Below are 13,990 nucleotides of genomic sequence, written 5' to 3'. Positions count from 1 at the left end.
TTCTTTGCGGCGGCAAAGAAAAGTAGGTGCCGCCCCGCACAGGGGCGACGCCTGACGCGCGCTAACAATTCGCGGATGCCAGCGCAAAGTCCCGAACAACCAACCCGCCGAACGGCAAAAAACCTACATCGGAAACCCAAGCGCCTTAATGGAATTAATCCACCACCTCCTCCATCCACCCCGATCATCCGCCCCATCAAAAGCATTAAAAGTGATCTTGGCAGCGATCCACCGCACGGGTTCGGGCGGAATATACGAAGGCCCCTTCCGCGATATATCGAGCGAAGTGATCAACGTATCGCGATTCCACAGCATCTCAAGCCCCATCCGCGCGCCGAAGCGGCTCCCGGCAACGCCAAAGCCCGTATACCCAGCAACAAAAACAGTCTTCCCCCCGTGGTACTTACGCGCAAAAACAGCCCCACGAGAACAGTAATCAATCGGCCCGCCCCACGCATGCGTGAACTTCACATCATCCAACTGCGGGAACGTCCGATAAAAAGCCTCTGCGAGTTTGTAATAAGTCCGCTCATCACGATCCTGAGCCGGATTATTATCTCCACCGAAGTGATAACTGACGCGCCCGCCAAAAATGATCCGATTGTCCTTCGTGAGACGAAAATAATTGAGCTGCGTGCGCGTGTCATACACGCCCTGGCGGTTCTTCCAGCCAATCCGCGCCATCTGCTCTTCCGTCAGCGGACTCGTCGCGATGATGTGATCACGCACCTGCATCACACGCCGGTTGATATCCGTCACGCCAACATTCGCAGTCCCGGTGCCGAGCAGCACACGCGGCGTATCAATCCGCCCCGCCTGCGTATGCACAATCATCTTCTTCCCCGCGTCTTCAAGACGCGTCAAAGGCGAATGCTCATACAGCCGCACGCCAAGCTTCAAGGCAGCCGCCTTGAGCCCCCACGCGAGCTTCGCCGGATGAATCGTCCCGCTGCGATTGCGCGACCACATCGCACCTGCAAACAACGGAGAATCCAGTTGCTCTCGAGCCTTCTTGCTATCGAGCAATACGACATCATGCCCATGCGACACATGCAGCTCGAAGTCATTTTGCAAATGGTCGAGATGCTTTTCGTCGACGGCGACGGTCATTTCACCGTTCCATTCCACATCGGCTTCGATGCCATAACGCACGAGCGATTCCTTGAACCCGTCGAGGTTCTCCTGCCCCAGACGCTCGAGCACATCGAGATCTTTCGGGAAAACCCGCGTCGCATTCGGCAACCCGTGCATCACGGACGTCGAAATGATCCCGCCCGGTCGGCCCGACGCACCATATGCAACCTTGCCCGCTTCGATCAGCACGACATCAAGACGAGGATCGTTCTCCTTCGCCTGAATGGCTGCCCATAATCCCGTAAAGCCGCCGCCGACGATCACGAGATCGGCCGTGGTCGGCCCGATCAGCTCGCGTTCGACGGCAGGCGCCGCCGGATTGTCCAGCCAGAACGGAAACAGCTTGACACCTTCGAAGGCGCGTTTGACCGACTCGCTCATCTTCTCACCTGCTCTATTCCAATCTTTGATAATGATGCCACCCGCGGCATGCTCTCTTTTATTACGCTGCATCCTGCGTGTCGAATACTTCTTCCCGCGGCGCCGTCATCCTGTTGCCGCGCATGCCTTCCGCCGTGCGCGCCTCGACCACCTTGATCCGCGCGTGCGTGGCCTTGTGGCTGCCGCGCAGCCATCGGCGGCCTTGCGGACCATATACGCCGTCCGGTTCAGGGAAGCATTGCAGCAGCGTCACGTACAGCGTGCATGCCATCGTCAACGCGACGGGCAAGCTGATATCGAGGCCGCCCGCGAGTTCGCCGAGCGGGCCGACGAACTGATCCGGCAGATTGACGAAGCACAGGCCCGTCAGCGCGCTCGGAACCCATGCGCCCATCGCGCGCCAGTTCCAGCCGTGCGTGAACCAGTAGTGGCCGCCGCGGCCGCCGCGATTGAACACCTGCAGATCGTCGGACAGATAGAAACCGCGGCGCGTCACGTAGCCGATGATCATGATCACCATCCAAGGGCAGCTGCACGTATTGATGAGCACCGAGAACGTCGACACGCTTTCCACGAGGTTGAACACGAAGCGCCCGAGAAAGATGAAGCCGATCGCCGCACAGCCGATCAGGAACGTCGCACGCACGCGGTTGAGCAGCTTCGGGAACATGCTCGACATGTCGAGACCCGTGCCGTACAGCGCCGTCGTACCCGTCGACATGCCGCCAATGATCGCGATCAGACACACCGGCAGGAAGAACCAGTTCGGCGAGATCGCCAGCAATCCGCCGACGTAGTTGTTCGAGGCGATAAAGTCGGGTGCCTTTTGCGCGATGATCGTCGCCGTCGCAAGGCCGAAGAAGAACGGCACGAAGGTCGCAATCTGCGCGACGATCACGGCAAGCATCGTGCGATGCCTCGGCGTGTTCTGCGGAATGTAGCGCGCCCAGTCGCCCATCGTCGAAGCGAACGAAACAGGATTGCTCAACGCGACGAGCACCGCACTGACGAACGCCGGCCAGAAACCCACCGCGCCCATCGCAAACTTGCCCGCGTAGTGGCTATCGAACGGACCGGCAAACGCGAAGATGCCCGCAATGAACAGCAGACTCGCCGTCCACACTGCAATCTTGTTCACCCACAGCATGAAGCGAAACCCGTAGATACACACGGTCAACACGAGCACCGCGAAGATGCCGTACGCGGCGCTCAGCGTAAAGCCGTTCACAGGCAAACCGAGCAGATGATTCGCGCCGCCCACCAGCGCATCGCCCGAGCTCCACACCGCGAGCGAAAAGAACGCGACGGACGTCAGCAGCGCGAGAAACGAGCCGACGATCCGTCCATGAATACCAAAGTGCGCGCCCGACGAAACAGGATCGTTCGTGCCGTTGCGCATGCCGAACAGACTCATCGGCGCAAGAATGCAGGAGCCGACCAGCACGCCGATCACGATCGACGCGACGCCCGCCCAGAACGACAGGCCGAGCAGCACGGGAAAACTGCCGAGCACTGAAGTGGAAAACGTATTGCAGCCGCCGAACAGCAGACGGAACAGATCGATGGGGCGCGCGTAGCGGGATGCGTCGGGAATGCGTTCGAAACCGAAGGTCTCGACGGTCGTGATGCTGCTGTTGTTGCTCTCGGTGGGGCTGCTCATGTCTCCGACTCCTCTGACGGCCAGGGAAATCACGCGGCTCGCGACTGGCTGGCGGCGTCCGCTTTTTAACGAATGTCTGGCCGCCACTGTAAAGAGAAACAATTCGGGCAAAAATATCGTCGGCGCAACCTTTACTTCGATATCGGTCGATGTAAGCGGAGATCCTTATGCAGCAAGGCTTACTGAGCAGATAGGAGCGTCGCTGAAAGTCTCGAAAGCAGCTTGCGGCATGCAAAACGTCGAAAAGAATCGGCAGATTTCAGGTGCGGCGGCGCTTCCTTGCCGCCGCAACGGCAGGCATCGGAATCGGCACGCTGCCCTTCGTGCCCTCTTCGATCAGAAAGTCGCGGAACAGGCTCGCGACATGCGGCAGGCGCTTGTCCGACACATGCATCACATACCAGTCGCGTTCGATCGGGTTGTCGGGCAGCGGCAACAGCGCGAGCAACCCCGCCTGAAATTCCAGCGAGCACGCGTGCAGCGACAGAAACGAAATGCCGAGCCCCGCTTCCACCAGTTGCTTGATTGCCTCGTTGCTCGACAGTTCGGAACCGATATGAAGCTTGTGGCCCGCCTGCCGGAACAGGTTTTCCACCGTCGAGCGCGTGCCTGAACCGCGCTCGCGCACGAACAGGTTCGCCGACTCCAGATCGCCAAGCGTGAGGCGCTTCTTTTTCATCAGCGCATGCGAAGGCGACGCGACGAAAGCCATCGGATGCTTGGCGAACACCGTGGCCACCGTGCGCAATTCACGCGGCGGGCTGCCCATCACGGCGAGATCGATTTCATGCGTCGCGAGCATGCGGATGATGTCCGCGCGATTGCCCACCTTGAATTGCACCTTCACTTGCGGTCGCGCTTCCGTAAAGCGCACGAGAAACGGCGGGATCAGATACTCGGCCGTCGTGATCGCACCGATGCGCAGTGTGCCGCCCTGCTCGCCGTGCAATGCGGCGAGATCGTCGGCGGCGCCGTTCCACAGGTCGAGAATTTCGAGCGCATAGCGCGCGAGTATTTCGCCCGCCGCCGTCAGTTGCACGCCCCGCCCCACGCGCTGCAGCAGCGGTGCGCCCGCTGCATCTTCCAGCAAGCGGATTTGCAGCGATACGGCGGGCTGCGTCAAGCGCAATTCCTCCGCCGCGCCCGACACGCTGCCGAGCTTCGCCACCGTATGAAGCGCCTTCAATTGACGAAATGTCGCTGCCTTTAACATAAGTGAAAACCTATATGTTCTGTACAAACATTAAATTGTGCTGCGGTTTCACCCAATTCTATACTCGACCTCACTGATGATGTTCGCGCATGAATCCGCATTGAAAAACGTTTCAGGAGAGTACGCATCATGACCTCGATCGATCGACACACCGCAAGTAGCACGCACACTGCGCCGCACCGAATCGTCGTCGTTGGCGGCGGCGTGGGTGGACTGGGACTCGCCACGCGTCTTGGCGAATCGCTCGGCAAGAGCGGGCATGCGCAAGTCGTTCTCGTCGACCGCTCGCCTACGCACTTCTGGAAGCCGCTGCTGCACGAGGCCGCATCGGGCCAGATCGATCCCGCCACGCATCAGCTGCAATTCGCGGTGCAGGCGCGGCGTCACGGCTTCGAGTTCGAACAGGGTGCGCTGCAATCGCTCGATCGCGCGCAGCGTCACATCACGATCAGCGCAACGTGCGATGACAACGGCCGCGAAGTGCTCCCCGCGCGCCGCATCGCGTTCGATACGCTCGTGTTCGCACTCGGCAGCGTGACCAACTACTTCGGCGTCAAGGGCGCGGAGCAACATGCGCTGCCGCTGGAGTCCGTCACGCATGCGGAATCGTTCCGCCGCAAGCTGCTCGACGCGTGCACGCGGGCGAATCATGTACGGCGCGTGAGCGGCGCGCAGCACGTGCAGCCGGTGTCGATCAACATCGTCGGAGCGGGTGCAACGGGCGTCGAGCTTGCAGCGGCGTTGCGCGACAGCATCCGTTTGATGCATCGCTACAGCCTGTTCGCACTCGATCCGGAGCGCGACTTTCGCATTCGCCTGATTGAAGGCACGGAGCGTGTGTTGCCCGCGTTGTCGCAACGCATTTCAGCGCGTGCGCAGCGGATACTCAGCGGTCTCGGCGTCGAAGTCCTCACGACGACACGCGTGACGGAAGTCCGCGCGGATGCCGTGCTCACGCACGACGGCCAGCATCTGCCAAGCGATATCGCCATCTGGACGGCAGGCATCGCCGGGCCGCCCGTGTTGCGCGTGCTAGACGGTATCGACGTGAACCGCAATGCGCAGGTGCTCGTGACGCGCACGCTGCAGACCACGAACGATGCGAACATCTTCGCGCTCGGCGATTGTGCGGCCTGCCCTTCGCACGCGGACGGCTTTCTCGCGCCGCGCGCCCAGGTCGCGCATCAGCAGGCGATGTTCCTGGCTCGCGCGCTGAAGTGCCGCGTCGGCGGGGAAGCGCTGCCCGAATTCACGTATCGCGATGCGGGCACGCTGGTCGGGTTCGGCGACGTCGGCACGATAGGCAGCCTGAGCGGCCTGCGCGAGCGGACCGTGTTCGTCGACGGCTGGCTCGCCACCGTCGTGTACCGGCTGATCTATCGCCGGCACGTGATGACGGTCACGGGCTTCGCGCGCATGGCGCTCGATACCGCGAGCCAATGGCTGCGGCGCCGCGCCCATCCCGTGATCCGGCTGCATTGAACCGGGGGGGCAAGCGCAGAACGGCAAGCGGTCAGTCGAGAAACTCGGCCGACCGCTTGCGCAACGCGGCCCCGAAGTCGTCGAGCCAACCGATCGACAGCCGCCAGCTCTGCCAATACAGATCGACGTCGAGATGCTTGCCCGGCGCCATGTCGATCAGTTCGCCGCTTTCCAGTTGCGCGGCGATCATCCGCTCCGGGCACATGCCCCAGCCCATTCCCGTCGCGCACGCCCGCAAGAAACCGGATACGTGCGGAATCCAGTGCGTCGGCGCATCGACTTCGCCACGCGTGATCTTCTGCACGAAGCGCTTTTGTAGCTGATCTTTCGGATTGAAGTCGACGCACGGCGCGCCGCGCAGCGCGTCGCGGCCGATGCCCTCGCTGAAATAGCGCTCGTAGAACGCGGGCGTGCAAACGGCGCGGTAACGCATGCGCCCCAGACGCGTCGAACGGCACCCCTGCACGGGCTCCGACTGTGTCGTCACCGCGCCCTGCACGCTGCCGTCGCGAATCCGCTGCGCGGTATGGTCCTGATCGTCGATCACCAGGTCGAGCAGCATGCCGCGCTCCGCGCAAAAGTCCGCGACCGCGTCGATGAACCATGTGCCGACACTGTCGTCGTTCACCGCGACGCGCAAGGTCGGCCACGGTTCGAGCAGCGCGCCGGGCAACTCGGGCATGCGGCCATTGAGCTCCGCTTCCAGCAATTGCACGCGCTCCGTATGCCTGCACAGCAGCGCGCCCGAGCGGGTCGCCGTGCACGGCTGCCCGCGCTTGACGAGCACGCTGCCGACGCGCTCCTCCAGCAGTTTCACCCGCTGCGACACGGCGGAAGGCGTCACGTTCAGCGCCGTAGCCGCGCGGTCGAACGAGCCGTGGCGCACGACGGCCGCGAGCGCATCCAGCAAAGCATAGTCCAGCATTAGCATTCCTTAAGCGGCGTTACCGAAATTAGTTTCTCTTATTCTATCGACGACGGCACACTCACGCCATCCGATCCCCTCTCTCCATCACACCATCATGAACTGGCTGGCTTTTTCGCACGGCGCCGCGTTGTGCGCCTCCCTGATCGTCACTATCGGCGCGCAAAACGCGTTCGTGCTCCGTCAAGGCATCATGCGCTCGCATATCGGCAAGATCGTGCTGCTGTGCACGCTGTCGGATTTCCTGCTGATCGGCGCGGGCGTGGGTGGCGCGTCGGTGCTGGTCGAGCGTTATCCGGCCTTTATCCACGCGCTGTTGTATGTGGGTCTCGCCTATCTCGCGTGGTTCGGCATCAGCGCACTGGTGCGCGCGGTGCGCCCCGGCCACGCCACCCTCGATGCCGATGCGAAAGCCGACACCGCGCCGCCCGTGCAACGCGCGCTGCCCATCGTGCTGATGACGCTCGCGTTCACGTGGCTCAATCCGCACGTCTATCTGGATACGTTTCTGTTGATCGGCACGGCGGGGGCACGGGAAGCGCAAGGCTCGCGCGCCGCATTCGCGATCGGCGCGATGGCCGTCAGCGCGATCTGGTTCGTCGCATTGGGGTATGGAGCGCGCGCGCTTGCGCCGCTGTTCAAACGTGCTACCGCCTGGCGCGTGCTGGATGGCGCGATCGGCAGCATGGTGTTGCTGCTGGCCGTCACGCAGTTGCGTTGATTCGTTGATACCTCGATGCGCTGATCCGCGAGCCGCCGTTCAGCGCCCGAGCGAGACCTTCGTGAGCGGCTCGGCGTCCTTGATGATCGAGTGGCTCAAGCCGATGGCCTGCAATCCGCCGTCCGCCACATACGGCACGATGCCGAGCGCACTGATCTTCTGCACGATGTCACGGCGGCAGGCATCGTCTTCCGGCGGGCAATAGTCGATCGAGATCACGGGCAGGCGGTAGCGTTCGTGTATCTCACGCGCCTGGGCCAGCAGCCATTCGCGGTCGTTGCCGGGTACTTCGTCGTAACGCTGATTCGCCTGATCCCAGCGCCCGAACAGCGATTCGAATGCGACGGCCGCAACCTGTTCGTGCACCTGCGGCAGGATTTCAAAGCCTCGGTTCAGTATCAGCCGCGCTTGCGGATAGCGGGCCTTCAATTCGCGCAACACCGCGCCAATGCCCGCCTGCTGCTGCGCCCGTTCCGCGTCCGTCTTCGCGACCAGTTGATACGAATCCAGCGTATCGAGAAAAAAGCCGCGATAGCCGCGTTCCCACAGCGGCTTGATGATCTGATCGACGAAAAACGCCGGCCATCCCGAAGCCGTCTGGTCGACGACCGTCGATGCCCACGCCGCATTGCTGCCCGCGAACCACGTCTTCGGCATCTGCGCGTAGTACGCGCGCTCTTTCGTCACTTCGCCGACGCTCACATACGCGTACCAGTTCGGGCAATGCGCCGTATGCGCGCGCGGGTCGAAACCGCTATCGGGTTCGATCACCACGGTATCGAACGGTTCGAACCGTTCGGCCTGCACGTTCGCGCCGTAGAAAAACGCAACCGCCCCGATTCCCGTCGACGACGCCCGCTTGCAGGCGGCCAGCGCGGGCCGCACCCACGCAACCGACAGCAACAGGATGACCACCGCCGCGCAAACGACGACGATCCACGAAACGCCCAGACGGGCGAGCGAACTGGCTGTCATAAAACCGTTCAGTTACGCAGCATGTAAGTTTCGTATTCGAGCTTGCTGAACTTGCGATCCAGCAGTTGCACGGCGGCCGCGACGAGGATCAGCAGCGTCAGCGCGAAGCCATAACCATAATAGTCCGGCTGCATGTACAACGTAATACCCGTGAGGATACCGTTCAACAGCACGAACGCAAGACACAGACGCAACACGGTGCGCCGCGCGTCGAGATAGAAGAACACGTTCAGCAGGCCGAGCAGCAATACCTGCAGGCTCGCGGCGATCACGTCGACCATCATCAGCGGCATATACAGCGACGAAATCCCCAGCGCATCGAGCACCAGATGGCCGAACGCGAGAATCAGCAGCAGCACCACCGCCTGAATCTTCACGATCTCATACAGGCCCGCGCGCACGCTGCCGACCATCATGTCGCGCATGTCGTTGATATGGCGCAGCGTCGCGCCGCTGCGCACGGCGTCGTAGAAGCGGTCGTAGTATTCGACGAAATCCGCCTCGATGCGCACGAGGAAGGTCGCCATGCCCGGCATCACACATACGTAGGCGATAAAAACGGGAATGTCGTAGATCACGGACGCATGCAGCGGCCCGATCACTTTCGACCCCGTGCCCGGCGCATACCAGAACATGAACTTGTCGAGCCACACGCCGAGATTGAACAGGAAGCCGACCAACGCAAGGCTCGGATACGCGAAGCGCTTCTGGAACACCTCGAACGAAATGAAGCGCGGGCTGCGATAGTTGCGATAGATGAGCCCCGACAATCCCGCGAGCAGCACGACATGCCCGGCGACGAAGCCGCCCAGCAAGCCCGACAGCCCGTGCGTATTGAGCATCAACGCGAACGCGACGGTACAACCGTAGCCGATTGCGAACACGAAGAGGATCTGCCGGTACTGCTTCACGCTCGACAGGAAGATCACCGCGATCCAGATATTGCTGACCACCACGAAGCCCGCCACCATCAGCAGCCGGTACATCAGCGGCTCGCCGCGAAACCCCAACGCGACAGCGATAACACCCAGCACGCCCGACGCCGCCGTCGAAACCAGCACGACGCCGTTGTAGTTCGACAGCACGAGGTCGTCGCGTTTCTCGAAGATCCGGTCGGAAATGAAGCGTGTGAACGACAGTTGCAGCGGCCCCGTGAGGATCAGACTGCACGCAATCAGATACGTCACCGACACCTGGAACTGCACGATCGCGTACTTCGGGATCACGAACGCGAGGCTCATCACGCCGATGATCAGAATGCCGAAGATCGACAGGATCAGCGGACCGGAACTGATCAGCCCCGCATAGGCGTAGGCGCGCGCAACACCCGTCAGCGTCTGGTGCTTGAGAATCTTGCGAAGCTCGAATCCAATGCCAGCCATCAGCGCACTCCTTCCGTCTGTGCCGACTGTGACGATTGTGCCGCTGCGGCCCTGCCCGCATGCATCGGACAGCCGCCGCCCTGCCTGCCTTCGGCGCCCTTGACCTGCGAAGGCGCCGCCATCAAACGCTGATACAGCACACGATATTGATCGATCATCTGCGCCTTCGTATAGAAACGACGCACGCGCGCCAGTCCCGCCTGTTGTGCGGCGAGCCAGCGCGGCTCGTCGCCGAGCAGATCGAGCACCGCCTGCGCGAACGCAGCGGGATTGGCGATCGGCACCACGCTGCCCGCCGCGCCCAGCGCGCGGTCCTCGTCGCCGTAGCCTTCGATCAACTGGCGGCACGAGCCCACGTCCGTCGTGATCGACGGGATGCCCGCCGCGAAGCCTTCCAGCACGACGAGTGGGAGGGCCTCGCTGATCGACGTCAACGCAAGCACGTCGACCTGCGGCAGAATCTCGTCGATGCGCTGAAAGCCGAGAAACTTCACGTTGTTCGCCAGACCGAGGCTTTCCGCCAGCGCGCGGCACTCCTGCGCGTACGCCGGATCTTCTTCCTCGGGCCCGACGATCCACCCTTCGATATCCGGCATCGCGCGCGACGCGATGAAGAGCGCGCGAATGAAGGTCTTGATGTCCTTGATGGGCACCACGCGGCCGATCAGCGCGACCACGTTGCGCGGTCGTGCCACGCGTTTGTCGACGAGCGGCGCGAGACCGTCGACGTCCACGCCGTTCGGAATGTTGCGCGTGCGCGCGGCGCGCGCGCCGTCCGCAATCTGCCGCTGACGGTTCGCTTCGTACAGCGCGACGATATCGTCGGCGGCGTCATAGGCGAGCTTGCCAAGAGCCTCGAAGAAACGCACCCACAGTTCGCGAAAGTAGCTGATCTTCGAAATGTCGCGCTCGAATGCACCGCGGTTGTCGCGAATCCATTGACTTTGCAGCAGATCGATCTTGCGCTCTTTCGTATAGATGCCGTGCTCGGAAACGAGCAGCGGACGTCCAGTCCGGTAGTGCAGCAAGGCGCCGAGAAAGCCCGCATAACCCGTCGATACCGTGTGATAGACCTTCGCGGGCGGCAACTGCTCGGCGACGCGCGCGAGCTGCCACAACGGCTTGTGCATGATGCGCACGGTCCAGAAGTAATCGGTGAACGACGGGTCCGTGCAATGACGGTGATACTGGTCGACGATGAAGTCCCACGCTGCACGGCTCGTCAGGAACTGTTCCTCGCTGAGCGGCGCGTTGTCGCCGATCAACTGCACCATGTCGGCCATCATCGCGCCGGCATCGACTTCGCCGCCGTTGCGCCACGCTTCGTGCAGCGCCGCAGATTGCGCGAACGCCTGCGCATCGCCGGGAATTTCGCGCGCCGCCTGATCGTCGGCACTGGACGTTTCGTACAGGTAATGCGCCTCGAAGTGCACGACGTTGTCGGGCAGCGCATAGGCTGCCGCCTTGTAGTCCTCTTCGCGGCTGCCGATGAACGCAATCGCAAAGCGGATCTCCGGGTACGAGCGGAGCATTTCGTTGACCCAGCTCGACACGCCGCCGCGCACATACGGGAACGTGCCTTCGAGCAGCAGGCAGACATCGGCGTCCGCAGCGCGGCGCATCAGTGACGGTTTCATGTGGACCAGTAACGCGCAACAGGATTGAGCATCGGCAGCGTCGCGGCATTGCCGAGCGACGCGAGCAGTTCGGACACGCGCGCATAATCGCCGCGCAGATATTCGACTTCGGCGAGCCACGGCACCAGACGCTCGCGCGGAAAACCTAGCGATTGCGCACGGTCCATGTGCTGCGCGGCTTCGTCGGCGGCGCCGTTGGTCAGCGCGAGGCGGCCGCGAATCATCCACAATGCAGCGTCGCTTGCGTCGATCTCCAGCGCGGCGCGCGCATGGCGGTCCGCCTGTTCGAGCGTGTGCCGATAGACGACGCCCTGCACGAGGTTTTGATAGATGAGCTCGAAATACAGCTCGGCAAGCTGCCGGTTGATCGCATGACGATCGCCTTCCGACTGGGCCGATTCCAGCGTCTTCGACGCATGGAAAATGCGCTGCATCACATCGTTTTCCGCCTGATCCAGCGTGCCGTACGCGATCAGGCGCACGTCTTCGACCGGGTCCGCGAGCAGATCGCGCAGCAGCGTGCCCGTCGTGCGGGTCGGCATACTCTGGATCGCCACGAGCGCCGACAGGCGATCGGCGGCCGCGACTTTCGTGTTCACGAGCCGCGCCTGCAAGCGCGCGCCGCCGCCGTGCGAAACACGCGACATCAGATACGTGACGAACTCGGGCGCAGGCACATCGCCCATTTCGTCGTCCGCATGCGAGACCGGATAGCACGCAGCCCAGATGCAGCTCACCAGTACCACGACGCCGCCGAGCAGCGGCACGAACGTGCACGCAAGACCGAGCAGCAGCAGGCTCCACGCGCGCGGCTCGCGATACCGCAGCGGCAGCAGCAGGCGGAACAGCAGCGCCTGAAGCACGCCGCACACCGCATTGCAGGCCACGGCGGGCAGCAGCGGATCGTACGCAGTCGATACGTTCGCGAAGTACACAATGCCCACGCACTGAAGACCGGCAACGATGACAATGCCAGGCGCGGCGAGCACGGCGGCCAGTCCGGCCACGAACCCGCCGCCGCGGGAGCGGTTTGCGGTGGCCTTATCCATCGAGACCACTGCGCAGAAGAAGACGCTTCAACGCCTGGCCCGGCTCGTCGCCGCCCAGATGCAGCGTGTGCACGCCAATGCGCGCGCCTTCGAGGTCGAGGTTGAACTGCGCGCGCAGGCTCGATTCGATCCGCGCGAGGTAGCCGTCGACGCCCGTGGCGTCGGTTGCGGGCATCAGGTTCAGCAGCACCGACTGCCCCGCCGATTTCACCGGCCACATCAGGTCGAGCGACCGGCGGCGGCGCATCACGTGCTCGAAGAACGAATCGCCGGCATCGTCATGCGGGAACACCAGCGCCACCAGCGACGACGTGATGCCCGCCGAGCGTTCGAGCCGCGTGAGCCGGCTCACGTCGAGTGCGAACTCGTACGGGCAATCGGGCACCGCGTGGAGGATCTCGCGTACCTGCTGCGAGTGCTCGACGCCGTCGGCGTAATAGCCGAGCAGCACGAGCAGCAGCTGCAGGTTGTCGAAATTCAGCGACAGGAACGGCATGCGGCGGATGGCGAGCAGCGCGAGCATCGTGCCGTCGGCGGAAATCAGCGGCGCGCACACCAGCAGATGCGTGTTCGTCACCGGCCGCTCTTCGCTCTTCAGATGCGCGACGGCACGCGTTTCGAGCGCGCGCTGCACGAGTTCGTCGCGCGGATCGAAGTCGAAGGTATCGCCGATATGCGCGAGCGCCTCGCGCCCGACCTTGCCGTCATGCACGGGATACAGCGCAGCCACTTCGATCTGGCAGGCCTGCGCGACAAATTCGAGCAGCTCGCGCGTGCCGGGCATGTCGCCGGAACTGCGCGGCTTCGTGTCGAGACCATGCGCGACGGAGATGCGGCGCAGTTCGGTGATCGAATCGCGCAGCGTGGTCGGCCGTGTCAACAGATCCTTTTCGAGGCGCTCGTGCGACAGGCGCATCAGATAGTGACTGTTCGTGATCGCAACGAGCCGGTCGTTCAGATAGTCGTTGATCGCGTTCGCGCGCTGCGCGCGGCTGCCCCACGTGTCGCCGAAGTGACCCGCGACGATGGTCTGCAGCACGCCGCCCGCGAAGAACAGCGTCGGCCACGCGGCTGCGCTGCTGCCCTGTATCAGGAACTGATACGCGCCGATCAGCATCGCGCAGCCGAGCAGACCGAGCAGCGTGCCGTAACGCAGCGCGACGATGAGCGGCGCGAACCACAGCCACGGAAAGCCCGTGTGCAACAGGAACGGATCGTTGCGATCGAGCGCATAGGAAACCGCGAACACCACGCCGATGAACACGACCGTCTCCACGATGGAAAACGGACGCGATACCGCGGGCGCGACCAGGCGCCGCCACGCGCTGAGGTTGCCGAACGGGTTCGATTGGCGCGGTTTCGCCGCGGCACTGGCGGCGCTTTGCGCGGTGACGGTATTCACGGCCGACTCCTCATCACGTGTCGAGTTGC

Annotated in this window: 11 protein-coding genes; 2 read left to right on the top strand and 9 right to left on the bottom strand. The window is 63.0% G+C overall.

The features are described from left to right. Positions 1–123 precede the first annotated feature (123 nt). The 3 genes from KFO72_RS33220 to KFO72_RS33210 all read right to left on the bottom strand — a co-directional run bounded on the left by KFO72_RS33220 (position 124) and on the right by KFO72_RS33210 (position 4,388). Complete coding sequence (locus KFO72_RS33220; RefSeq protein ID WP_054930162.1) at positions 124–1,515, bottom strand: NAD(P)/FAD-dependent oxidoreductase; 1,392 nt, start codon at positions 1,513–1,515, stop codon at positions 124–126. Positions 1,516–1,576: 61 nt separating this feature from the next. After that, a complete protein-coding gene (locus tag KFO72_RS33215; RefSeq protein WP_225033875.1) occupies positions 1,577–3,175 on the bottom strand; it encodes a purine-cytosine permease family protein in 1,599 nt (532 codons plus the stop codon). 259 nt (positions 3,176–3,434) lie between these two features. Then, complete coding sequence (locus tag KFO72_RS33210; protein ID WP_062915521.1) at positions 3,435–4,388, bottom strand: LysR family transcriptional regulator; 954 nt, start codon at positions 4,386–4,388, stop codon at positions 3,435–3,437. A 129-nt stretch (positions 4,389–4,517) separates the two neighbouring features. On the opposite strand from KFO72_RS33210, the gene KFO72_RS33205 reads away from it, so the two are divergent. After that, the gene (locus KFO72_RS33205) at positions 4,518–5,870 is read left to right on the top strand and encodes an NAD(P)/FAD-dependent oxidoreductase (RefSeq protein WP_054930159.1); all 1,353 of its coding nucleotides are present in this window, start codon (positions 4,518–4,520) and stop codon (positions 5,868–5,870) included. Between the two features lie 31 nt (positions 5,871–5,901). Here the strand turns inward: KFO72_RS33205 and KFO72_RS33200 are convergent, their stop codons facing one another. Then, positions 5,902–6,795, bottom strand: coding sequence for a LysR family transcriptional regulator ArgP (locus KFO72_RS33200; protein WP_054930158.1), 894 nt, complete (start codon positions 6,793–6,795; stop codon positions 5,902–5,904). A gap of 97 nt (positions 6,796–6,892) precedes the next feature. Here KFO72_RS33200 and KFO72_RS33195 point away from each other — a divergent pair, with 97 nt between their 5' ends. Continuing rightward, positions 6,893–7,516, top strand: a complete 624-nt coding sequence (locus KFO72_RS33195) for a LysE/ArgO family amino acid transporter (protein WP_176054544.1) — start codon at positions 6,893–6,895, stop codon at positions 7,514–7,516. 39 nt (positions 7,517–7,555) lie between these two features. Here the strand turns inward: KFO72_RS33195 and KFO72_RS33190 are convergent, their stop codons facing one another. The 5 genes from KFO72_RS33190 to KFO72_RS33170 are packed head-to-tail and all read right to left on the bottom strand — an operon-like array spanning position 7,556 to position 13,961. Next, entirely contained in the window at positions 7,556–8,491 is a 936-nt protein-coding gene (locus KFO72_RS33190) for an endo alpha-1,4 polygalactosaminidase (protein ID WP_225033874.1), read from the bottom strand. A gap of 8 nt (positions 8,492–8,499) precedes the next feature. Beyond that, positions 8,500–9,873: an exopolysaccharide Pel transporter PelG gene (gene pelG / locus KFO72_RS33185; RefSeq protein WP_060600275.1), complete on the bottom strand. Its 1,374-nt coding sequence runs from the start codon at positions 9,871–9,873 to the stop codon at positions 8,500–8,502. After that, on the bottom strand, positions 9,873–11,510 hold the full coding sequence (pelF, locus tag KFO72_RS33180) for a GT4 family glycosyltransferase PelF (protein WP_225033873.1): 1,638 nt from the start codon (positions 11,508–11,510) through the stop codon (positions 9,873–9,875). Before pelF ends, pelG begins: the two co-directional genes overlap by 1 nt. Further along, entirely contained in the window at positions 11,507–12,559 is a 1,053-nt protein-coding gene (locus tag KFO72_RS33175) for a hypothetical protein (protein ID WP_225033872.1), read from the bottom strand. Before KFO72_RS33175 ends, pelF begins: the two co-directional genes overlap by 4 nt. Then, positions 12,552–13,961: a PelD GGDEF domain-containing protein gene (locus KFO72_RS33170; protein WP_225033871.1), complete on the bottom strand. Its 1,410-nt coding sequence runs from the start codon at positions 13,959–13,961 to the stop codon at positions 12,552–12,554. The genes KFO72_RS33175 and KFO72_RS33170 overlap by 8 nt, the downstream gene beginning before the upstream one ends. Between the last annotated feature and the right edge of the window lie 29 nt (positions 13,962–13,990).

Origin of the sequence: Paraburkholderia sp. XV (assembly GCF_020177535.1) — a bacterium.
Taxonomy (GTDB): domain Bacteria; phylum Pseudomonadota; class Gammaproteobacteria; order Burkholderiales; family Burkholderiaceae; genus Paraburkholderia; species Paraburkholderia caribensis.
This window is presented reverse-complemented; position numbering and strand designations above follow the sequence as displayed.